The following is a 21,911-nucleotide window of genomic DNA, read 5'->3' as shown; positions in this document are numbered from 1 at the left end:
AGGAAGGCTCGGGTTCACCCGATGTCACGTGGGATCCTGACTGGCTTGTCAACTCGCGGCCGCACCAGGCTGCTCCATTGGCGGAGGCCGGCGTCTGCGCTCATCGCTGCGGCTGCTTGTGCCGGCGTGGCGCTGTCGCTGACGCCCGCCGGAGACCCTGCAGCGGCAGGAACGCCAACCCGGATCGTCACCGGCCCGCAGCAGACGGTCCTGGGCCCGTCGGGAAACATCGACTCGCTGTATGCGACCGTGCGCGACTCCAAAGGTCTGCACGCCTACATGTCGAACGCGCAGACGATCTGGTACGACCAGCTCCCCGACGGCACCCTGACCCATCCTCGCGTCATCCTCAGGGTCGGCGCCAAGGGCTCGCCCGACCAGTGCGGCGTGCATCCGGTCGGAGCGGTCTACAAGGCGACGGCCACGCACTGGGTCACCTTCTACCACGGCGAGCAGGCCAACCCGCACCAGTACGGCGGCAACTGCTACCTCGGGCCGGGCAAGCGCAACTACACCCGCTGGTCGATCATCCAGATGCAGACCTTCGACGCGGGTCGGACCTGGCACAAGGGCGGGCGAGTGATCACCCAGGACTCCGAGCTCTCGAGCTGGAACACCAATCCGCCGCCGGCCTCCAACCGGGACGACGTCGGCAGTCCGCGGCTCGTCATCCACGGAGACCACCTCTACCTGTTCTACCGCGCGATGAACCGTCAGTCGCGCAACGTGTGGCAGATGTCGGTCGCCCGCGCCACCATGGCCAGCCTCGGGAAGCCAGGCGCCTGGAAGAAGTACTTCGCCCCCCAACCGACGCTTCTGAACCCCCACCCGAAGGCGTCGTTCAGCCAGCCGGGCCTCGGCGGCCAACAGAGCGCCATCCAGGGCCTTCCCGCAACGGCACGAGGCATCTCGTGGAACAGCTACCTCGGCTCCTACATCTCGGTCCGGGCTTCTCAGGACGGCATCAGGCTCTACCGGTCCGAGGGCACCGACTTCACCCGGTGGAAGCCGCTGAAGCAGATCGTGCCGTCATACGGAACCGCCTCGCCGTTCGGGAAGGCCTGTATCCCCGAGAAGACCCCGAGCTTCCCGGTCGCGGTCGGGTACGGCGCCACCATCGGCTGGACCGGCTCGTCGACCGCCACGGGTCGACGGTTCTGGGTCTACTACATGATCAAGCCGAAGGGAAAGTGCTTCTCCGAGCGCTACCTCGTGCGGCGACAGGTCGCCTTAGACGAGAATCTCGCCACCTATCCGAAGCCAAGGGTCAGCACTGGTGACGTCACCTACAAGGTCAGCTTCTCCGCCCCGCACAAGAAGGTCTCCCGACACCGCTGGACCGTCAAGAGCAAGCTCACCCGGAACGGCAAGCCGTGGTCGCACCGCAAGGTGACGGTGCAGGCCAACCGCCGTTCGCGCTGGGTCGTCGCCGACCAGCTCAGGAGCAGCGCCAGGGGAGTGGTCACGCTCCGTGGCAAGGCCAAGGGGAGATATAGGTTCCACGTGGCGAAGTCCGGGGACTACCCCGCCGCGACCAGCAGGAAGTTCAAGACGCCGCGGCGCTGAGGCGCAACGCTACGAGCCGACGGGCCGCCCCCATGTTCGGTGGCGACCCGTCGGCTCGTTGAGCAGCTCCAGCGCTCGTCAGGCAGGTGACGACGCCGCGGAGTCGGTAGGTGCCTCGACCTTGTGGGCGTCGTTCCAGGCCGAGAGGGCGGGGATCTTCGAGAGGTCGCAGCGGTCCGCGTACTTCTTCGTGATCTCGGTGACCTCCTCCATCAGGCCCTCGCTCAGGGTGATCGGTGTGAGCCCGAGGTGGAGAAATCGGTCGTTGGCCACGTGCAGCTCGTTCTCGTCGGCCTCGTTGCGCGGGTTGGCCTGGTTGTGGATGCGCACGCCGGTGCGGTCGGAGATCATCTTCGCCAGGTCACGCACGCGGTGCGTCTCGGTCATCTGGTTGAAGACGGAGACGCGGTCGTCCTTCGCGGGCGGGTTCTCGAGTGCCAGCTCGATGCACTTGACGGTGTCCTGGATGTGGATGAAGGCACGCGTCTGGCCACCGCTTCCGTGCACGGTGAGCGGGTAGTCGATCGCGGCCTGCATCAAGAACCGGTTCAGCACGGTCCCGTAGTCGCCGTCGTAGTCGAATCGGTTGATCAGCCGCTCGTCGAGCTTCGTCTGCTCGGTCTGGGTGCCCCAGACGATGCCCTGGTGCAGGTCGGTGACCCGGACACGATCGTTCTTGTTGTAGAACGAGAACAGCAGCTGGTCCTGGGTCTTGGTCATGTGGTAGATCGACCCGGGGTTCGCGGGGTAGAGGATCTCCTGCTCGATGACCTTGCCCTCGTCGGTGGTCACCTGGACGGTGAGGTAGCCCTCGGGGATCTTCATCCCGGCGGTGCCGTAGCCGTAGACGCCCATGGTGCCCAGGTGCACGACGTGGATGTCCAGACCGCTCTCGACCACGGCGGAGAGGACGTTGTTGGTCGCGTTGAGGTTGTTGGTGACCGTGTACCGCTTGTGGCGGCTGCTCTTCATGGAGTACGGCGCCGCCCGCTGCTCGGCGAAGTGGACCAGCGCTTGGGGCTGCCAGTCCTCGAGCAGATCCAGCAGCCGCTGGTAGTTGATCGCGACGTCGATGTCGTGGAACGCGATGTCCTTGCCCGAGACCTCCTTCCAGACACGCAGCCGCTCGCCCATCGGGCGGATCGGGGTCAGCGAGGAGACCTCGAGCTCGATGTCGATCTTGCGGCGGGAGAGGTTGTCGACGATCGCGACCTCATGTCCCTGGGCCGACAGGTGCAGCGCGGTGGGCCAGCCACAGAAGCCGTCCCCTCCGAGGATGAGTACCCGCATTGTCTTTCCTTCCCTGTTCGCCGGTCCCGCGCCGAGCGGTCCGGTCTTCTCGAAGTTGCTCTTGGATGCATCGTCGGACGCACCCTCGCCACCGGTCTCCGGTGTCGTGATCGTGGGCTTGGCGCGCTCAAGCCGCCCCGTCGCCGGGTTGACGTGGAGGCCGCACTCCTTGGCCTCGTCGAGCTCCCACCACCAGCGCCCGGCGCGGACGTCCTCGCCGGGGGAGATCGCGCGCGTACACGGCGCGCAACCGATGCTGGTGTAACCGTGGTCGTGGAGCTTGTTGTAAGGCACCCGCTGGTCGCGAATGTAGGCCCAGACCTGATCGGTCGTCCACTCCAACATCGGGTTGAACTTGTGCAGCCCGTAGTTGTCGTCCCATGACTGCTCGCTCAGGTCGCGACGGGTCAGGGCCTGCTCACGGCGCAGGCCGGTCAGCCACGCGCACTTGTCGGCCAGGATCCGGCGCAGCGGCTCGACCTTGCGCACGTTGCAGCATCCGTGTCGCAGCTCGACAGCGTCGTAGAAGCCGTTCTGCCCGTGTTCGGCGGTCCAGGCGCCGACCTGCTCGGGGTCGGGGTTGATCATCGAGATGATCGGGCCATAGCGTTGGTGGACGCTATGCGCCAGAGCGTGGGTCTCGTCGGGCAGCCGGCCGGTGTCGATGCTCACGATCGAGATGTCGAGCTCGTTGACCGCGATGATGTCGGTCATCACCATGCTCTCCGGACCGAATGCGTTGGCCAGGACGGCGGGCCGATAGTCGGTGGCAATCTTCTCGAGCAAGGCCCGCGTCGCCGCAAGGACTTCGCGGTAGTCAGCCACCCGACCTCCTCCCATTACTGCGGTCACCGTGTCGCGCCGCGATGCTAGCATTGGCGCCCGGTCGCGACCGAAGGCGCAGCGCCGACCAGAAGAGGTAATCGACGCCGATGAAGTGGACCAAAAGGTCGACGCACGGCCGCCCGGGCGACCCTTCTGGCCCTGCCCTGACACCGGCACCACCGCTTCCGCGCCCATTCGGCGGCATCCCCGCGGAGGCCGGCGGCGAGCCGGTCCCCGACGAGCTCTTCGACGGTCGCTTCTACCGCAAGCACTATCCCCAGATCGTCGATCTGGGCGTCAGCCCGCGCGAGCACTTCGCCCGGACGGGACGGGCAGCCGGCCACGCCCCGTCCGCCGGGGCGACGTACCTTGCCGACGCGATCCGGTCCCGAGCCAGGACCTCGCAGACCCCGATGGCCGATCTGCTCACCCTCCTGCCGGTCGGTCAGCGCGACCGGGCCCGCGACGCAGGGCTGTGGGAGAGGTTGCGTTCGTGCGTCCATCCGGACCTCTACGCGGCCCAGCTCGACCTCGAGACGCGCGGCACGTTCGGAGGACCCCTCGACGTCGATGCTGCGACGACGCACTTCCTCGCCCACGGCGCGCGCGCGGGCCTTCGGGTGAGTGCGCTGTTCAACCCCGGCTGGTACGCCGCACAGCTGGCGGTCCGGGGCATCACCATGGACCCCGACGCCGTGCCGATGTTCCATTGGCTCACGGTCGGCTGGAACGAGCAGATCGTGCCGACCCCGTTGTTCGACGAGGCGTACTACCGTGATCGGCACGCCGGAGTGCGGGGCGCGTGGGCGTTTCCCCACTACCTCGCCACCGGCTGCTACCAGGCGCGGTTCCGACCGAGCCCCCTCGGGCCACACCACAGCGGCGAGGAGGACCCCACTGCGCGACAGGAGCAGCGTCCACTGCTGCTCCGGGAGATGCTGCACCGCAGCGACGAGTACGACCTGAGCCGGACGAGCTGGCTCGAGGAAGGCTGCCGGGCGGCGTTGTCGAAGCTCGACCGGCTGGGCTCGCCGACGATGCGGACCATGATCGACAAGGCTGCAGCGCTCGAGCCGCTCGTGACCAGCAGCACCCCGTTGCGGCGCGCCGCGGGTTGGCCTCCCCGGCGGCACCACCGCCTCCACCCGGTCGAGCAGATGGAACGCCTTCGGCACGCGCTCGGCCGGACGCATGTCGACACCCTCTTGCTCGTTCCCGATGCTGCCGACAGCCCCGCCGTTCGCGCCGCCGCTGCGCTCGCCGGGGGCTTCGCCGCTCTCCAACCCGCGGCGAGCCTGATGGTGCTGGCGACCGACAACCCCGGCGTGGAGCCCGCGGCCTTCCTGGAGGGCACGGCTTGTGTGGTCGACGTGGCGTCGTACGCCGCCGGGATCGGTGCTGAGCTGCGCACCGACCTGCTGCTCGACGTGGTCCGCGGGCTGGGCGCGGATCGGGTGGTCACCGTGGAGAGCCGCCTGGGCTGGGAACTGTTCACGTCGTATGCGCGGCAGTTGGCTGCTCGCGCCAGTCTGGGCGCGTACCTCTTCGGCTACGTGCACGACGAGGCAGGCAACCGAACTGGCTTTCCGGCGGGGGCGTTCGAGGACTGCTTCGCCCATCTCGACTGGGTGGTTGTCGACAGCCCGGAGCTGCGCGGCGACCTGGTCGACCGCTATGTGATGTCGGACGCGTCCGCCCGACGATTGGTGCATGCTCCGCTGAGGGTTGGTGAGGCGACGACCGACGGCCGTTGGGCGGCATCCGCGGACACCGTCACCACCCTTCTCGATCTGCCGAGGAGACGCGGATGACTGAGCAGGCGGTCGACGTCACGGCGATCATGCTCGCCCATGCCGAGGGCCCGATGGCCGGTCCGGCCTTCCACAGCCTGCTCGACGCGGTGGCGCACGCCCGCGAGGCCGGGCTCATCGTCGAGACGCTCGTGCTTCTCGACAATCCCGACGCGGCAACGGCCGAGGCCTTCGGGGCGGCCGAGAGGTATGGCGTACGGGTGGAGCAGGTCTCCTACGGGGACCACCCGCTGGTGCGCAACCACGCGGCTGCTCAGGTGTCGCGGGGCTACATCGCATTCCTCGACGGCGACGACCTCTGGGGGGAGAACTGGCTCGTCGAGGCCCACCGCCTGTGCGAGACCGATCCTGGGCGGGTGATCGCCCATCCCGAGGTGAACTGGTACTTCGACCAGAGCACCTATCTCTACTTCCTGCCCGACCAGACCGATCCCGAGTTCGACGTCTACTCCTATATCCGGGTCGCCAACCCGTGGGACGCCCTCTGCATGGCACCGGTCGCCGCGTACCAGGACATCGCCCACATCAAGCGCTCGCTCGCCGAGGGCTTCGCCTTCGATGACTGGCACTGGAACATGGAGACTCTGGTGGCCGGCTACGTTCACCGGGTGGCGCCCGACACGATCCACTTCAAGCGACGCAGGGCGGGCTCCCAGTTCGCCGCCGCGAGTGCCAACAAGTCGCTGCCGCGGGCGACCCCGATCATGGACTACGAATGGCTGCGGCAGCACGAGGACTCCGGACGGCCCCACGCCGTCGGGGACGTCCGGAGCGCGGACTGACGCCGGGCACGGAGGAGAGGTGAGCTTGCACCGTTCGTTGCGTCGCGCCGTCGCCCGGCCGGCCGAGCGGGCTGCCCGTCGGCTTCGGTCGCCGCGGTACACCCAGGGTCTGCTCAGCGTCGTCGTTCCCATCTACAACGTCGAGGCGTTCGTCGACGAGTGTCTGACGTCCCTGCGCGAGCAGGACTACGACGACGTCGAGATCATTGTGGTCGACGACGGCAGTCCGGACGGCAGCAGAGACGTCGCTGAGAGGCACGCACGCGAGGATCGGCGGGTGCGAGTGCTGACTCGGCTCAACGGGGGACTCGGCGCAGCGCGGAACACCGGCATCGATGCGGCCAGGGGGGAGTTCCTGGCGTTCATCGACTCCGACGACGTGGTGACCCGAGACGTGTTCAGCGTCCCGCTCGAGGGGCTGGTTCGGTCCGGCTCCGACTTCTCCGTCACCGGCTATGAGCGACTCGGCCCGGAGGGCACCCGGGACGCCGGCTGGTGGATCCGGGAGGTCCACGCGCAGCGGCGGCTGGGGTGCACCCTCGAGGCGTTCCCGCAGATCCAGGTCAACGCGGTGGCCTGGAGCAAGGTCTACCGGCGCACGTTCTGGGAGGCCGCCGCGCTCCGCTTCCCCGAAGGGCTCGTGTACGAGGACCAGCCGGTCTCCTCCCGCGCCTACGCCAGAGCCCGTGGCTTCGACGTACATCCCGAGATCGGCGTCAGGTGGCGGGTCCGTGAGGATCGCACGTCCCTGTCCCAGCAGACCACCACCGCTGAGAACCTCCGCGACCACAACGAGGCCGTCAGGCTCTCCCTCAGCGAGCTCACCAGTGCCGGTCAGCACCGTGCCGAGGAGGTGCGCGCGCTGCAGCTCGTCACGCACAATCTCTCCTACTTCACGCCCGCGCTCGCGGCAGCGGACGACGACTTCCGCGCGGCGTTCCGTGAGGCCCTGCAGATGCTCCTCGACCGCGTTGCCCGGGCTGACTATGTGCGCACCGTGGGGGTGCGGAGCAAGGTGCTCCATGAGCTCGTCCTGCAGGGGCGGACCGCAGAGCTCGTCCGGTTCCTGGGCGAGGCACCGCGGATCGAACGGCGTACGCCGACCTCGGTCGGTGCCGGCGGGGTGACCGCTCACCTGGACATCCCCGGACTTCCCGACGACTGCCTGCTCCTGTCCGACCGGCAGACGCGACTGCGCGCAGGTCTGCTCTGGGCGTCGTGGGGATCGGGCGGTGAGCTGCGTCTTCGAGGGTATGCATTCGTGCGAAACGTCGATCTGAGTGGGGACGGCGTGCGCATCACCCTGGCCCTCGTCTCGCCGACCGGCGACCGGATCGACCTACCCGTCCGGACCGTCGAGGATCCCGAGGTGGACATCCTGGGCGGCCACGAGTACTGCGACCAGCGCGCAGGCGGCTTCGCCGTGGACCTGCCGGAGCACCTGCTGCCCTCGACCCCGGGCACCCACGTGCTGGAGGCTTCCGTGTCGGTCGCCGGGCTCACCAGGACCGGTGGCGTCGATCTGTCGCGAGACGTCCGAGCAACGCTCGAGCGTACGGTGCCGGCTGAGCGGGGAGTGCTGAGGTCGCTAGGAGAGACCGACACCGGTGAGGCGGCGCTGGAGGTCGATCGCCCCGACGTGTACGCCGTCGCGAACGGCCTCGACGCAGACGGACTGGTGCTCGACCTGCACGCTCCGCCGGGGAGTCGCTTGCGTCTGGGGATCTCCGGGCAAGGAGGGACCGCGCTCGAGCTCGAGCATGATCCGGTCGCGGGAGGCATCGTCCGCGCTCGGCTCCCTCGCGACCGGATCGCACCGCTCCTGGCGTCGGACCGGGCTATCGCCGCGTGCGCGCTGTGGGCCGAGCTCCCCGACGAGCGGGTGGCTCCGGTGGCGGCGGCGCCCGGCACCCCGCTCGGCTCAGACCCGGTCCCGGCCGGGGGAGGGGACGGCCTCGAGCTGGTGGCCAGCAGCTCGGGCCAGGTGTCGGTGCAGAGGCGACGGATGGCCGCCCGGACGCTCGGCTTCGCGGCCGACGACGGGCAGCTCACGGTCGACCTCGAGCTGCTCGGAGTGGACGCAGCCGCCGTCCAGCCCCATCTGAATAGCCGGTCCATGCAGGTGCGGGGCACCTGGGACCGCTCCGAAGGACTCCACCGCGTCCGCTTCCCGCTCCAACGCTCCCGCTGGGGCCGGGACGGACTTGCACTGCCACCCGGCTCCTACAAGCTGCAGCTCGACCTCGCGGACGGCAGTGTCCTGCATCCCTCGCCCGTGACGACCGTGCTCGACGCGCTGCCACACCACATCGAGCTCCGGGACCTCTCCTTCACCGTCGTTGTCACCGGCGGTCGCCGGCCGACGCTTCGTTTCCGGGTCGAGCCACCCGTTCCGCTCGCGCACCGTTCGGCCAGGGCGCAAAGGATGCTCCGCGAGCAGGCGGCGGTGGCCGTCGCTGCGCGACCCGCGGTCGTCTTCCGTGCCTGCGGGGGCGAGCTGGCCGACGGCGACGCGCTGGCCGTGCAGCAGGAGCTGGTCCGGCGCTCGGCCGACCTCGAGTTGTTGTGGTCGGTGCGCGACCGATCGGTGGTGCTCCCACGCGAAGCGCGTGGTCTAGTGGAGGGCACTGCGGAGTGGCACGGTGTCGTCGCGGCATCCCGCTACCTCGTCGTGGACGCCATTCCTCCGGGCTGGCCGGCCAAGCCCGCCGGGCAGGTCGTGGTGCGCGGTGCATGCGGTGCGAGCGGGGATCCGTCCGGCTGCGACTACGTGCTGTCCTGCTCAGGGCCGGGCGGGCGGTCCGGCGCGTCGTACGGCGCTGCTGGCGCGCCTACGGTCCTACGGGTCGGCTGTCCGAGCCACGACCTGCTGCGTTCCGCCGACGCAGCCCGGATCCGCGACCACACCAGGGAGATGCTCGGCATCGACGCCGGACAGCACGTGGTCCTGTGCGCCGATGACGGTCTTCTCGACGTCGCCGAGGCACGTCGGGCACTCGGTGACGAATACGTGTTCCTGCTTCGCCGGCCGGCTGGTCGCGCAGGCGCCGTCAGGAGAGGTGGGCAGGACGGGATCGTCGACGCGTCCGACCATCCCTGCGTCAACGAGCTTCTCCTCGGAGGCGACGCCGCAGTCCTCGCTCACCCGGCCCGCGTCTCCACGCTCGGTCCCGCCTGCGCCGTCGTTGACCTTCCGATGGTGTTCTTCGCACCGGGTGCCGCACTTGTCGCCACGCCGGGCTCGGCCGACTCGACCTCGTCCGAGCCCGGGCCCCGGGCGACGAGTGTGGAGGAGGTCGTCGCACTGCTGGGCGATCTCCCGGCACTGGGCAGCTCACATGCCCGCGCGCGCGCCGACCTGCGTTCAGCCTGCCTGCCTGGAAGCGAGTTCGCTGGGATCTCGGCATCCTCGCGACTGGTTGACGCGGTGTTCGTTCCGCGCGGTGATGCTCCGCAGCGCCGTACCTAGGGTGAACGCCGCCCGGTCTCACCCCACACCATTACGCTGGAGGTGTGAGCGTGCGACGAGTGATGGGGACCGAGACCGAGTTCGGCATCTCGGTCCAGGGCCAGCCGCATGCCAACCCGATGGTGGCGAGCACGCGGCTGGTCAACGCCTACGCCTCGAGCACCCACAAGGCCCGTCGGGCGCGCTGGGACTTCGAGGAGGAGTCCCCGCTGCGTGACGCCCGCGGGTTCGACATGGCGCGCCAGGTCGCCGACCCCACCCAGCTCACCGACGAGGACCTCGGCCTGGCCAACGTCATCCTCACCAACGGCGCCCGGCTGTACGTCGACCATGCGCACCCTGAGTACTCCACCCCCGAGTGCACCAACCCGCTGGACGTCGTCCGGTGGGACAAGGCGGGCGAGCAGATCGCCTTGGACGCGAGCCGGTTCGCCTCGACGCCCGGCGAGGGTGAGCTGCTTCTCTACAAGAACAACACCGACAACAAGGGTGCCTCCTACGGCTCCCATGAGAACTATCTGGTCCGACGGTCGACGCCGTTCGCCGACATCGTGAAGCATCTGGTGCCGTTCTTCGTCAGCCGGCAGGTGATCTGCGGCTCCGGACGCGTAGGGATCGGCCAGGACGGCCGTGGCGAGGGCTTCCAGCTCACCCAGCGGGCCGACTTCTTCGAGGTCGAGGTGGGCCTCGAGACCACCCTGAAGCGACCGATCATCAACACCCGTGACGAGCCGCACGCCGACCCCGAGAAGTACCGCCGGCTGCACGTCATCATCGGCGACGCCAACCTCGCTGAGATCTCGACCTATCTCAAGGTCGGTACGACGGCCCTGGTGCTGGCGATGATCGAGGACCGCGCCTTCGACCCGAGCACGTGGGACCTGGCGCCCGCCACCCCGATCGCCGCGCTGCGCGCGGTCTCGCACGACCCCTCACTGACCCAGCTCGTCGAGCTGCAGAACGGTCGCGCCCTGACCGCCGTACAGATGCAGTGGGAGTTCTACAACGCCGCCGCGAAGTACGTCGCGGACAAGTACGGCGCGGACGCCGATCCGCAGACCCTCGACGTACTGGCCCGGTGGGAGTCCGTGCTCAACCGCCTTGAGCGGGACCCCTTCGAGTGCGCCCGGGAGCTGGACTGGGTCGCCAAGCTCCAGCTGCTGAACTCCTATCGCGACCGCGACGGGTTGACCTGGTCGGACGCCAAGCTGCACCTGATCGACCTGCAGTACTCCGACCTGCGACCGGGCAAGGGCCTGTACAACCGGCTGGTCCAGCTCGGTCGCATCGACCGCCTCGTCGACGACGAGACCGTCACCCACGCCATGCACGAGCCGCCTGAGGACACCCGCGCCTACTTCCGCGGCAGGTGCCTGAGCAAGTTCCCCGACAGCATCGCGGCCGCATCCTGGGATTCGGTCATCTTCGACCTGCCCGGCCGCGAGTCGTTGCAACGGGTCCCGACGATCGACCCACTGCGGGGCAGCCGGGCCCACGTCGGCGATCTGCTGGACCAGCACGACACCGCACTAGGCCTCTTCGAGGCACTGACCCGCTGATCCCAAATCCGAGCAGGCTCGATTCGGCCTCGCTCCATCGCGTAGGTTCTGGGTATGGCCCAGGAACAGAAGCAACCTCGCAAGTCCCAGGAGTCCGAGGAGCCGGCAGACGCCGCCCCGGCAGCCGAGGACACCGTCGCCGAGCGCAAGGAGCAGCTCGACGAGGACATCGACGCGATCCTCGGTGAGATCGACGACGTGCTCGAGACCAACGCCGAGGACTTCGTGAAGTCGTTCATCCAGAAGGGCGGGCAGTAAGTGGCTGACTCGCGCCTGCCCGACGCCTACCTGACGCCGGGCTCGTCGTCGTTCGCGGACTTCCTGGGCCAGGTCGCGCCGGAGATGCTCCCGTCCCGGCGCACGCTGCCGCCCGGCTCCGCCGCCGAGCTCGCCCCGCACGGCACCACCATCGTGGCGGCCACCTTCCCCGGAGGCGTGGTGATGGCGGGGGACCGGCGCGCCACGATGGGCAACGTGATCGCCCAGCGCGACATCGAGAAGGTCTTCCCCGCCGACGAGTTCTCGGTGGTGGGGATCGCCGGCACCGCCGGGCTCGCGGTCGAGATGGTCCGGCTCTTCCAGACCGAGCTCGAGCACTACGAGAAGATCGAGGGCACCACGCTGTCGATGGACGGCAAGGCCAACCGACTCTCGACCCTGATCCGCAGCAACCTGGGGATGGCCATGCAGGGACTCGCGGTCGTGCCGCTGTTCGCCGGCTTCGACCTGAGCGTCGGGCACGGCCGGATCTACAGCTACGACGTCACCGGCGGTCGCTACGAGGAGACTGCATTCCACTCGGTGGGATCGGGTTCGATGTTCGCCCGTGGCGCGCTGAAGAAGCTCTACCGTGACGACCTGGACATGGGGTCGTGCGTCACGGCCGTCGTCCAGGCGCTGTACGACGCCGCAGACGACGACTCCGCAACCGGGGGGCCGGACCTCGCGCGCCGGATCTTCCCGATCGTCAGCGTGATCACCGCCGACGGCCATCGCCGGCTGACCCAGGAGGAGGTCGCCGCCGTGGCCGATCATGTCGTCGCCGGGCGGATGGCGCGACCGGACGGCCCTGCCGCGCCACTGGACCCGCCGGCCTCGGCGAACGGAGGTGACCAGGCATGACGATGCCGTTCTACGTCTCGCCCGAGCAGTTGACCAGAGATCTGCACCGTGACCGGGCCGACGTTGTCGGTCGGGGGGGTGACCACGCATGACGATGCCGTTCTACGTCTCGCCCGAGCAGTTGACCAGAGATCTGCACCGTGACCGGGCCGACGTTGTCGGTCGGGGGGGTGACCACGCATGACGATGCCGTTCTACGTCTCGCCCGAGCAGCTGACCAGAGATCTGCACCGTGACCGGGCCGACGTTGTCGGTCGGGGGGGTGACCACGCATGACGATGCCGTTCTACGTCTCGCCCGAGCAGCTGACCAGAGATCTGCACCGTGACCGGGCCGACGTTGTCGGTCGGGGGGGTGACCACGCATGACGATGCCGTTCTACGTCTCGCCCGAGCAGCTGACCAGAGATCTGCACCGTGACGGGGCCGACGTTGTCGGTCGGGGGGGTGACCACGCATGACGATGCCGTTCTACGTCTCGCCCGAGCAGCTGATGAAGGACCGGGCCGACTTCGCGCGCAAGGGGATCGCTCGTGGCCGCTCGGTCGCGGTGGTGCAGTACGCCGATGGCGTGCTGTTCGTCTCGGAGAACCCCTCACAGGCGCTGCACAAGGTCAGCGAGATCTACGACCGGATCGCGTTCGCAGCGGTGGGCCGCTACAACGAGTTCGAGAACCTGCGCATCGCCGGCGTCCGGCTGGCCGACATGCGCGGCTACGCCTACGACCGGCGTGACGTCACTGGCCGGGGCCTGGCCAACGCGTACGCGCAGACGCTCGGGACGATCTTCTCCAGCGGCGGCGAGAAGCCGTACGAGGTCGAGATCTTCGTCGCCGAGGTCGCAGACGACCCCCAGGACGACCAGGTGTTTCGGCTGACGTTCGACGGCCAGGTGGCCGACGAGCACGGCTTCGCGGTGATGGGCGGCGCAGCGGACTCGGTGACGGCGTACCTGAAGGACCGATACGCCCCGGGCCTGTCCCGCGATGAGGCGATCAAGCTCGCCGTCGCGGCGCTGGGCCACAGCGACAGCGGCGACCGGACCATCTCCGCGCGGGACCTCGAGGTCGCCGCCCTGGACCGCACCCGCACGCTGGCACGCAAGTTCAGACGGATTTCGGCCGCCGATCTTGTCGCCCTGCTCGGCGATGCGCCGTCGTCGCCCGACCCCGCAGGGGTCGAGGCCGATCAGCCGCCGACGGAAAGTGGCGACGAGCCGCCGGTCGCACCTCCCTCGTAGCCGCCCAGGTCCTAGTGTGGGAGGCGTGGACCGGCGGATCTTCGGGATCGAGAACGAGTACGGCGTCACCTGCACCTTCAAGGGTCAGCGGCGACTGTCGCCGGACGAGGTCGCCCGCTACCTGTTCCGCAAGGTGGTCAGCTGGGGACGCAGCAGCAACGTGTTCCTGCGCAACGGGGCACGCCTCTACCTCGACGTCGGCAGTCACCCCGAGTACGCCACTCCGGAGTGCGACGACATCACCGAGCTCGTCACCCACGACAAGGCGGGGGAGCGGATCCTCGAGGGTCTGCTGATCGACGCGGAGCGGCGGCTGCACGACGAGGGCATCTCCGGCGACGTCTACCTGTTCAAGAACAACACCGACTCGGCCGGGAACTCCTACGGCTGCCACGAGAACTACCTGGTCGGCCGCAACGGCGAATTCAGCAAGCTGGCCGACGTCCTCATCCCGTTCCTGGTCACCCGTCAGGTGATCTGCGGCGCTGGCAAGGTGATCCAGACCCCGCGCGGGGCGTCGTACAGCATCAGCCAGCGTGCGGAGCACATCTGGGAGGGCGTCTCCAGCGCGACCACGCGCAGCCGGCCGATCATCAACACCCGTGACGAGCCGCATGCCGACGCCGAGCGGTTCCGCCGGCTGCACGTGATCGTCGGCGACTCGAACATGTCCGAGACCACCACGATGCTCAAGGTGGCCAGCTGCGACCTGGTCCTGCGGATGATCGAGGAGGGCGTGGTGATGCGCGACCTCACGATGGAGAACCCGATCCGGGCCATCCGGGAGATCGCCCACGACCTGACCGGACGGCGGAAGATCCGGCTGGCGAACGGCCGCGAGGCCAGCGTCCTGGAGATCCAGGGCGAGTACCTCACCCGGGTCCGCGACTTCGTCGACCGGCGCGAGCTGCACACCCCCGTGATCGCACGCACCCTCGATCTGTGGGAGCGCAGCCTCAAGGCGGTCGAGTCCGGCGACCTCAGCCTGGTCGAGCGCGAGATCGACTGGGTGATCAAGTGGCGGCTCATCGAGCGGTACCGCCAACAGCACGGACTGCCGCTGGGGCACCCCCGGATCCAGCAGCTGGACCTCGCCTACCACGACATCCACCGTGACCGAGGGCTCTACTACCTGCTTGAGCGTCGCGGCGCGGTAGCGCGAGCGACCAGCGATCTGGCGATCTTCCAAGCCAAGTCGATCCCGCCGCAGTCCACCCGGGCACGGCTGCGCGGCGACTTCATCAAGCGGGCCCAGGAGCGCCGACGCGACTTCACGGTCGACTGGGTGCATCTGAAGCTCAACGACCAGGCCCAGCGCACGGTGCTCTGCAAGGACCCGTTCCGCGCCCACGACGAGCGTGTGGAGCGACTGATCGAGGGCATGTGACGCAGGTAGGGTCACCCGCGTGAGCACCCCACCACGCAACTCGCCGCGCTCGCCGGGCGGGGACCCCGCATGACGGCGACGAAGTCCGAGCGCCTGGTCAACCTCGTCATCCTCCTGCTCGTGTCCAAGAACTACGTGAGCAAGGAGCGCATCCGGGAGAGCATCCCGGAATACCGCGAGGCGACGTCGACCGATGCGTTCGAGAAGAAGTTCGAGCGCGACAAGGACGAGCTACGCGCCCTCGGCATCCCGATCGAGGTCGGGCACCTCGACAAGTTCTTCGACGACGACCAGGGCTACCGGATCGCCCGCGATGCCTTCGAGCTCCCCGAGATCGACTTCGAGCCGGACGAGGTCGCGGTCCTCGGCCTGGCGGCGCGGGTCTGGCAGCACGCCGGGTTGGCGGCGACGACCTCGGACGCGTTGGTCAAGCTCAAGTCGGCCGGCCTCGACGTCGACCGTCGAGCGATCGACGCCGTGCATCCCACCCTCGCCGCCGACGACCCGGCCTTCGAGCCGCTGTGGCAGGCCACCCTGGGCCGCACCCCGGTCGAATTCGACTACCGGCGACCCGGCGACCTCGAGAGCACCCACCGCCACCTGCAGCCCTGGGGCGTGATCACCGCGGACGAGCGGTGGTACGTCGTCGGCATGGACACCGACCGTGGCGAGCCCAGGATGTTCCGGCTCGGCCGGATCGTCGGTCCGGTACAGGTCGCCGGACCCCCGGGCTCCTTCGAGGTGCCCCCTGGTACGGACCTGCGCGAGCTCAGTCACAGCCTGGCGCCGCGCACGGACGCCGACGAGGCCGTCGTGCTGATCCGCAGCGGTCAGGCACACGGGCTGCGGAGGTGGGCCGAGGACGTGCAGCACGACGTACGGCCCGGGTGGGACCGCGCCCGGCTCAGGCACCGCGACGGCGGCTCGCTCGCCGCCGCTCTGCTCCGCTTCGGCGACGCGGTGCTGGTGGAGTCGCCCGAGGACCTGCGCGAGACCGTGCGCACTCGACTGGCCCGCCTGGTGGAGGCGGGACGATGAGTGGCGCCAAGGAGCAGGTCACCCGGATGTTGGCACTGGTGCCCTACCTTCAGCACAACCAGGGCGTACCGCTGCGCAAGGTGGCCGACGACTTCGGGGTGCGGCCCGAGCAGATCGTCAAGGACCTCAAGGTGCTCTGGTACTGCGGCCTGCCGGGGCTCGGGCCGGGGGAGCTCATCGACTTCAACATGGAGAGCTTCGAGGACGACCCCGACGGTCGGGTGCAGATCTGGAACGCGGACTTCCTGACCCGCCCGCTGCGGCTCGGGAGCAGCGAGGCCTCCGCGCTCATGGTCGCCTTGCGCGTGTTGCGCGAGGGAAGCCCGGACGAGTCGCGCGCCGTGATCGACCGGGTCCTGGTCAAGCTCGAGGACGCCACCGCGGACGCCACGCCCACGGTGCCCGCCCACGTGGTCCGGACCAGAGCCGACGACGCCGGCACACGCACGCTGCTGACACGTGCGGTGGGGGAGGACCGACAGGTTCGGTTGGAGTACTACGTGCCCTCGCGCGACGAGACGACCGAACGCGTGGTCGACCCGATCGCAGTGATCGAGCGGGACGGGAACGCCTATCTGGACGCGTGGTGCCACCTTGCCCAGGGCCGCCGTACCTTCCGCCTGGATCGGATCGACGCGGCCGAGGTCCTTGCGCAGTCCCGGGCCCATCCCGACGAGGCTCCGCGCGATCTCGGTGAGGAGCTCTTCCAGGCCTCCGCCGACGATGAGGTGGCGATCCTCCGGCTGCGGCCGCCTGCGCGCTGGCTTGCCGACTACTACCCGGTCGACCGGGTCGAGGAGGCGCCCGACGGCGCCCTCGACGTGACCCTGAGGGTCGGTGACGGGCGCTGGTTGGTCCAGCTCGTCCTGGGGCAGGCCCCGGACGTGCAGGTGCTCAGTCCGGCGTCGTATGCCGAGGAGGTCTCGGCGCGCGCTCGCCGTGCACTCGCCCTGTACACCGACGGCGTAGACTGAGCAGCGTCCCTGCCGCCCGGGGCGCAGCCGCGTCGAGGGTCGGGCGAGGAACTGTCTGGTTCGTTTCCGGTAGAGGAGCTCAGCGTGATTCCGCTCATCGGCAGCCTCGGTACCCCCGAGCTGCTCATCATTCTCGCGGTGCTGGTGCTGCTGTTCGGCGCGAGCAAGCTGCCTGACCTGGCCCGCGGCAGCGGCCGTGCGATCCGCATCTTCAAGGCGGAGACGAAGGGACTGCTCGACGACGACGACAAGCCGTCGGCCCAGAAGCACGAGATCGACCCCGGCACCGAGCAGACCGGCGAGCGCACCGAGGGCGAGCGCCGCAGCCACCCGACCGACTGAGCGGGCGGCGGGTATGTCGCTCGCCGGCGTTCTCGACCTCTTCCGCGGGCCCACCGGTCCCACGGGGGAGGACGGCCGGATGGCCCTGATCGACCATTTCCGGGAGCTTCGCGCGCGGCTGATGCGCGCGTTGCTGGCCCTGCTGGTCGCGGTGATCGCGGCGTTCTTCTTCTACCACCAGCTGCTCGACCTCATCACCGGGCCGTTCACCAACGCCCAGAAGATGCTCAACCCGCAGACCCAGAGCCGGATCTACGTCTCCGGCATCGGCGGCGGCTTGATGCTCCAGCTCAAGCTCTGCGGTGTGGCCGGCCTGGTCGCGAGCAGCCCGATCTGGCTGTACCAGATCTGGGCGTTCATCATGCCCGGGCTACGACCCACCGAGAAGCGCTGGAGCCTGATCTTCGTCGCCGCGGCCGGGCCGCTCTTCGTGGCCGGCGTCGGGATCGGCTACTACGTGCTGCCCAAGGCGCTGTCAGTGCTCATCAACTTCACCCCGCACGGGGTGGAGAACCTGAACGACTTCGACCACTTCTTCTCGTTCACCTCACGGATGCTGCTGGTCTTCGGGATCGCCTTCGAGATCCCCCTGTTCGTGATCATGCTCAACCTGGCCGGAGTGGTCAGCGGCAAGGCGCTCGGCCGGCATCGACCGTGGATCATCATCGGCACCTTCGTGTTCGCCGCGGTGGCCACGCCGTCCACCGACCCCTTCTCGATGCTCTTCCTCGCTATCCCCATGACCGCCCTCTTCTTCGTCTCCGAGATCATCGCGCGGATCGTCGACAGCCGACGGGGTCGGGCCCGGGCGGAGCAGCCCCGGTGGAGCGACGACGAGGCGTCACCGCTGGAGGGCTGAGCGACCACGTCTGGATAGGGTTCTGTCGTGTCCCGTGAGATCGCGCTCCTGACGAACCCGCATGCGGGCAGGGGGCGTGGCCGCCAGGTGGTGTCCCAGGTGCTGCCCGGGCTGCGCTCGGCCGGGCACGTGGTCCGCAACTTGCAGGGAACCGACCCGGATGAGGCGATGCGGCTCGCCCAGCAATGCGTCGCCGACGGTGTCGACACCCTCGTCGTGGTCGGCGGAGACGGCATGGTGCACCTTGCGATCCAGGCGCTGGCGCACAGCAGCACCCGGCTCGCCGTGATCCCCGTGGGCACCGGGAACGACGTGGCGCGCTACCTCGGTGTGTCGCGCACCGATCCGCTGATGGCCGCAGCCGTGGTCGCCGCAGGGCGGGAGCGCACCATCGACCTGGCCCGGGCCGGCCACCGCTACTTCGTGACCGTGCTGGCAGCGGGGTTCGACGCGATCGTCAATGAACGGGCGAACCGGATGACCTGGCCCCGTGGTCAGATGCGCTACAACCTGGCCACCCTCGCCGAGCTACGGGTCTTCCGCCCGATCTCCTACGTGATGGACATCGACGGCACCGAGGAGAGGTTCGAGGCGATGCTGGTCGCGATCGGGAACGGCCCCTCCTTCGGGGGTGGCCTGCGGATCACCGAGGGCGCCCTGCTCGACGACGGCCTGCTCGACGTGGTGGTGATCGGTCCGATGAGGAAGCGCCAGCTGGTGGCGACCTACCCGACCTTGTTCAAAGGGACCCATGTGCAGCGCCCGGAGTACCGGCACTACGCAGGCAAACGGATCACGATCGCTGCGTCGGGCATCACGGCGTACGCCGACGGTGAGCGGATCGCACCCCTTCCACTGACCGTCGAGGTGCAGCCGACTGCGCTGCGGGTGCTGGTGCCATGACCACGTCGCAGCTCGTGGGGTTCACCTCGCTGCTCCCGTTCCCCCTGGACGCCTTCCAGGAACGCGCGTGCCGGGCGCTGGAGGCAGGGCAGTCGGTCCTGGTAGCCGCGCCCACCGGCTCCGGGAAGACGATCGTCGGCGAGTTCGCGGTACACCTCGCGCTCGAGTCCGGCCGCAAGTGCTTCTACACGACGCCGATCAAGGCGTTGTCGAACCAGAAGTTCCATGACCTCGTCGAGCGGTACGGCGCCGACCGGGTCGGCCTGCTGACCGGGGACAACACCATCAACGGCGAGGCACCGGTCGTGGTGATGACCACCGAGGTGCTCCGCAACATGCTGTACGCCGGGTCGCGCACGCTCGTCGACCTCGGGTTCGTGGTGATGGACGAGGTGCACTACCTGGCCGACCGGATGCGGGGTGCGGTCTGGGAGGAGGTGATCATCCACCTGCCGGAGTCGGTCGCACTGGTCTCGCTGTCGGCGACGGTGAGCAACGCCGAGGAGTTCGGCGAGTGGCTCGGCACCGTGCGGGGGGAGACCCGCACGGTCCTCGAGGAGCACCGCCCGGTCCCGCTGTTCCAGCACATGCTGGTCGGCCGCCAGATGTATGACCTCTTCGCCGACGAGGAGGCCACCGACCCGGCCGACCGACGCGAGCAGAAGGTCAACCCGGAGCTGCTCCGGGTGGCACGCGACGACTGGGCGAGCAGTCGGATGCGCGACCGCCGGGCGCCGCGGGGAACCGGCGGCGGCCCCAAGTCGGGGCGACGCGTCGGCAACGGCCGGCGGGTGTGGATCCCCTCGCGGTTCGAGGTCGTCGACCGTCTCGAGCGCAGTGGGCTCCTCCCGGCGATCGTGTTCATCTTCAGCCGACTGGGCTGCGACAGCGCGGTCCAGCAGTGCCTGGACGCCAACCTCCGGCTGACCACCCCCGCCGAGCGCGACCGGATCCACGACTTCGTCGAGGAGCGCTGTGCGCACCTGCCCGACGAGGACCTGGCAGTGCTCGGCTATCACGACTTCCTGGACGCGCTGAGCCGCGGCGTGGCCGCGCACCACGCCGGGATGCTGCCCACCTTCAAGGAGTGCGTCGAGGAGCTGTTCCTGCAGGGCCTGTGCAAGGTCGTCTTCGCCACCGAGACCCTTGCTCTGGGGATCAACATGCCGGCGCGCACCGTCGTCCTGGAGAAGCTGTCCAAGTGGAACGGTGAGACCCACGCCGACATCACCCCGGCCGAGTACACCCAGCTCACCGGGCGGGCCGGCCGGCGTGGCATCGACGTCGAGGGGCACGCCGTCGTCCTCTGGCAGCCCGGCATCGATCCTCGCTCGGTGGCCGGGCTCGCCGGGACCCGGACGTACCCGTTGCGGTCCTCCTTCCGGCCGTCGTACAACATGGCGGTCAACCTGGTCCACCAGGTCGGTCGGGAGCGCGCCCGCGAGCTGCTGGAGTCGTCGTTCGCCCAGTTCCAGGCGGACAAGGCCGTGGTCGGCCTGGCCAGGCAGCTGCGCAAGGCCGACGAGGCCCTGACCGGGTACGCCGATGCGGCCACCTGCGCCCGCGGCGACTTCATGGAGTACGCCGGCTTGCGTCGACGGCTCTCGGACACCGAGAGCACGATGGCGAAGTCGCGGCGCGCCGACCGCCGCCGCGAGGTGCTGGACTCGCTGGAGGCGCTCCGGCCGGGCGACGTCATCGAGGTGCCGACCGGGCGCTTCGCCGGGCTGGCGGTCGTCATCGACCCGGGCACCCGGGCCGATCGGGACGGCCCGCGGCCCTTCGTGCTGACCGCCGACCGGCACGCCCGCCGGCTGAGCCTCGCGGACTTCGCCACCCCTGTCACCGCGTTCACCCGGATGCGGATCCCCAAGGACTTCAACGGCCGCAATCCGCAGTCGCGTCGCGACCTGGCCTCGACGCTGAAGCATCGCACCCACGGGCTGACCCCACCGCCGCCACGGCGCACCGACGGACCGGCGCCCGCGGAGGACGGCCGGATCGCCGACCTCCGCGCACAGCTGCGCGCCCACCCGTGCCACGAGTGCCCCGACCGGGAGGACCACGCCCGCTGGGCGGAGCGCTGGCACAAGCTCGACCGCGACGCCGGCACCCTGCGGCGGCGGATCGAGCAGCGGACGAACACCATCGCCCGTCAGTTCGACCGCGTCTGCGAGGTGCTCACGGCGCTCGAGTACGTCGACGGCGATCAGGTCACCGACCGTGGCCGGACTCTGATGCGGATCTACAACGACATGGACCTGGTGGCTGCCGAGGCCCTCCGCAGCGGGCTCTGGGCCGATCTGGACCCCAGCGAGCTCGCCGCGGCGCTGGCCGCGCTGGTCTTCGAGTCGCGTCGGCCCGACGACGCCGCGGAGCGCCCGCGGCTGCCCGCCGGCCGGGTACGTGACGTGCTCGGCGAGATGGTGTCGCTGTGGGCCGACCTCGACGCCCTCGAGCGTGAGCATGCGGTCGACCAGCTCCGCGAGCCCGATCTCGGCTTCTGCTGGGCCGCGCACCGCTGGGCGGAGGGCGACGACCTCGACAGTGTCCTGGACGCCGTCGGGCTTGCGGCCGGCGACTTCGTGCGCTGGATGAAGCAGCTCCTCGATGTCACCGATCAGGTCGCCGACGCCGCTTCGGGGACGCCGCTGCGTCAGGTTGCGCGGGAGTGCGCCGCCCGGCTGCGCCGCGGCGTGGTCGCCTACTCCTCGGTCTCTGACTGAGCCTCCGAGCGCCGGGCGG

Annotated in this window: 16 protein-coding genes; 15 read left to right on the top strand and 1 reads right to left on the bottom strand. The window is 69.3% G+C overall.

The window, feature by feature from the left end:
- The first annotated feature begins 126 nt into the window (after positions 1–126).
- Positions 127–1,566, top strand: coding sequence for a hypothetical protein (locus tag Q9R13_RS02555; protein ID WP_310963483.1), 1,440 nt, complete (start codon positions 127–129; stop codon positions 1,564–1,566).
- Between the two features lie 78 nt (positions 1,567–1,644).
- On the opposite strand, the gene Q9R13_RS02550 is transcribed toward Q9R13_RS02555, so the two are convergent.
- Entirely contained in the window at positions 1,645–3,681 is a 2,037-nt protein-coding gene (locus tag Q9R13_RS02550; protein WP_310963482.1) for a phosphoadenylyl-sulfate reductase, read from the bottom strand.
- Between the two features lie 107 nt (positions 3,682–3,788).
- On the opposite strand from Q9R13_RS02550, the gene Q9R13_RS02545 reads away from it, so the two are divergent.
- From Q9R13_RS02545 to Q9R13_RS02480, 14 genes are all read left to right on the top strand, one after another.
- Complete coding sequence (locus Q9R13_RS02545) at positions 3,789–5,492, top strand: hypothetical protein (RefSeq protein ID WP_310963481.1); 1,704 nt, start codon at positions 3,789–3,791, stop codon at positions 5,490–5,492.
- Positions 5,489–6,274 (top strand): glycosyltransferase family A protein, encoded by a 786-nt coding sequence (locus Q9R13_RS02540; protein WP_310963480.1) that lies wholly within the window; start codon positions 5,489–5,491, stop codon positions 6,272–6,274. Before Q9R13_RS02545 ends, Q9R13_RS02540 begins: the two co-directional genes overlap by 4 nt.
- 19 nt (positions 6,275–6,293) lie before the next feature.
- Complete coding sequence (locus tag Q9R13_RS02535) at positions 6,294–9,743, top strand: glycosyltransferase (RefSeq protein WP_310963479.1); 3,450 nt, start codon at positions 6,294–6,296, stop codon at positions 9,741–9,743.
- Positions 9,744–9,787: 44 nt separating this feature from the next.
- Entirely contained in the window at positions 9,788–11,302 is a 1,515-nt protein-coding gene (gene dop, locus Q9R13_RS02530; RefSeq protein WP_397218853.1) for a depupylase/deamidase Dop, read from the top strand.
- Between the two features lie 54 nt (positions 11,303–11,356).
- Positions 11,357–11,560, top strand: a complete 204-nt coding sequence (locus Q9R13_RS02525; protein WP_310963477.1) for a ubiquitin-like protein Pup — start codon at positions 11,357–11,359, stop codon at positions 11,558–11,560.
- Positions 11,561–12,424: a proteasome subunit beta gene (gene prcB, locus Q9R13_RS02520; RefSeq protein WP_310963476.1), complete on the top strand. Its 864-nt coding sequence runs from the start codon at positions 11,561–11,563 to the stop codon at positions 12,422–12,424.
- A 456-nt stretch (positions 12,425–12,880) separates the two neighbouring features.
- Positions 12,881–13,663: a proteasome subunit alpha gene (gene prcA / locus Q9R13_RS02515; protein WP_310963475.1), complete on the top strand. Its 783-nt coding sequence runs from the start codon at positions 12,881–12,883 to the stop codon at positions 13,661–13,663.
- 25 nt (positions 13,664–13,688) lie between these two features.
- The gene (gene pafA, locus Q9R13_RS02510; RefSeq protein WP_310963473.1) at positions 13,689–15,050 is read left to right on the top strand and encodes a Pup--protein ligase; all 1,362 of its coding nucleotides are present in this window, start codon (positions 13,689–13,691) and stop codon (positions 15,048–15,050) included.
- Between the two features lie 69 nt (positions 15,051–15,119).
- Complete coding sequence (locus tag Q9R13_RS02505) at positions 15,120–16,088, top strand: helix-turn-helix transcriptional regulator (protein WP_310963472.1); 969 nt, start codon at positions 15,120–15,122, stop codon at positions 16,086–16,088.
- Complete coding sequence (locus Q9R13_RS02500; RefSeq protein ID WP_310963471.1) at positions 16,085–17,062, top strand: helix-turn-helix transcriptional regulator; 978 nt, start codon at positions 16,085–16,087, stop codon at positions 17,060–17,062. The genes Q9R13_RS02505 and Q9R13_RS02500 overlap by 4 nt, the downstream gene beginning before the upstream one ends.
- 84 nt (positions 17,063–17,146) lie before the next feature.
- Positions 17,147–17,404: a Sec-independent protein translocase subunit TatA gene (tatA, locus tag Q9R13_RS02495; protein WP_310963470.1), complete on the top strand. Its 258-nt coding sequence runs from the start codon at positions 17,147–17,149 to the stop codon at positions 17,402–17,404.
- Positions 17,405–17,483: 79 nt separating this feature from the next.
- Positions 17,484–18,263, top strand: coding sequence for a twin-arginine translocase subunit TatC (gene tatC, locus Q9R13_RS02490; RefSeq protein ID WP_310963469.1), 780 nt, complete (start codon positions 17,484–17,486; stop codon positions 18,261–18,263).
- A gap of 27 nt (positions 18,264–18,290) precedes the next feature.
- The gene (locus Q9R13_RS02485; protein WP_310963468.1) at positions 18,291–19,166 is read left to right on the top strand and encodes a diacylglycerol/lipid kinase family protein; all 876 of its coding nucleotides are present in this window, start codon (positions 18,291–18,293) and stop codon (positions 19,164–19,166) included.
- Positions 19,163–21,892: a DEAD/DEAH box helicase gene (locus Q9R13_RS02480; protein WP_310963467.1), complete on the top strand. Its 2,730-nt coding sequence runs from the start codon at positions 19,163–19,165 to the stop codon at positions 21,890–21,892. The genes Q9R13_RS02485 and Q9R13_RS02480 overlap by 4 nt, the downstream gene beginning before the upstream one ends.
- Positions 21,893–21,911 lie beyond the last annotated feature (19 nt).

Source organism: Nocardioides marmorisolisilvae, assembly GCF_031656915.1.
Taxonomy (GTDB): Bacteria; Actinomycetota; Actinomycetes; order Propionibacteriales; family Nocardioidaceae; genus Marmoricola; species Marmoricola terrisoli.
This window is presented reverse-complemented; position numbering and strand designations above follow the sequence as displayed.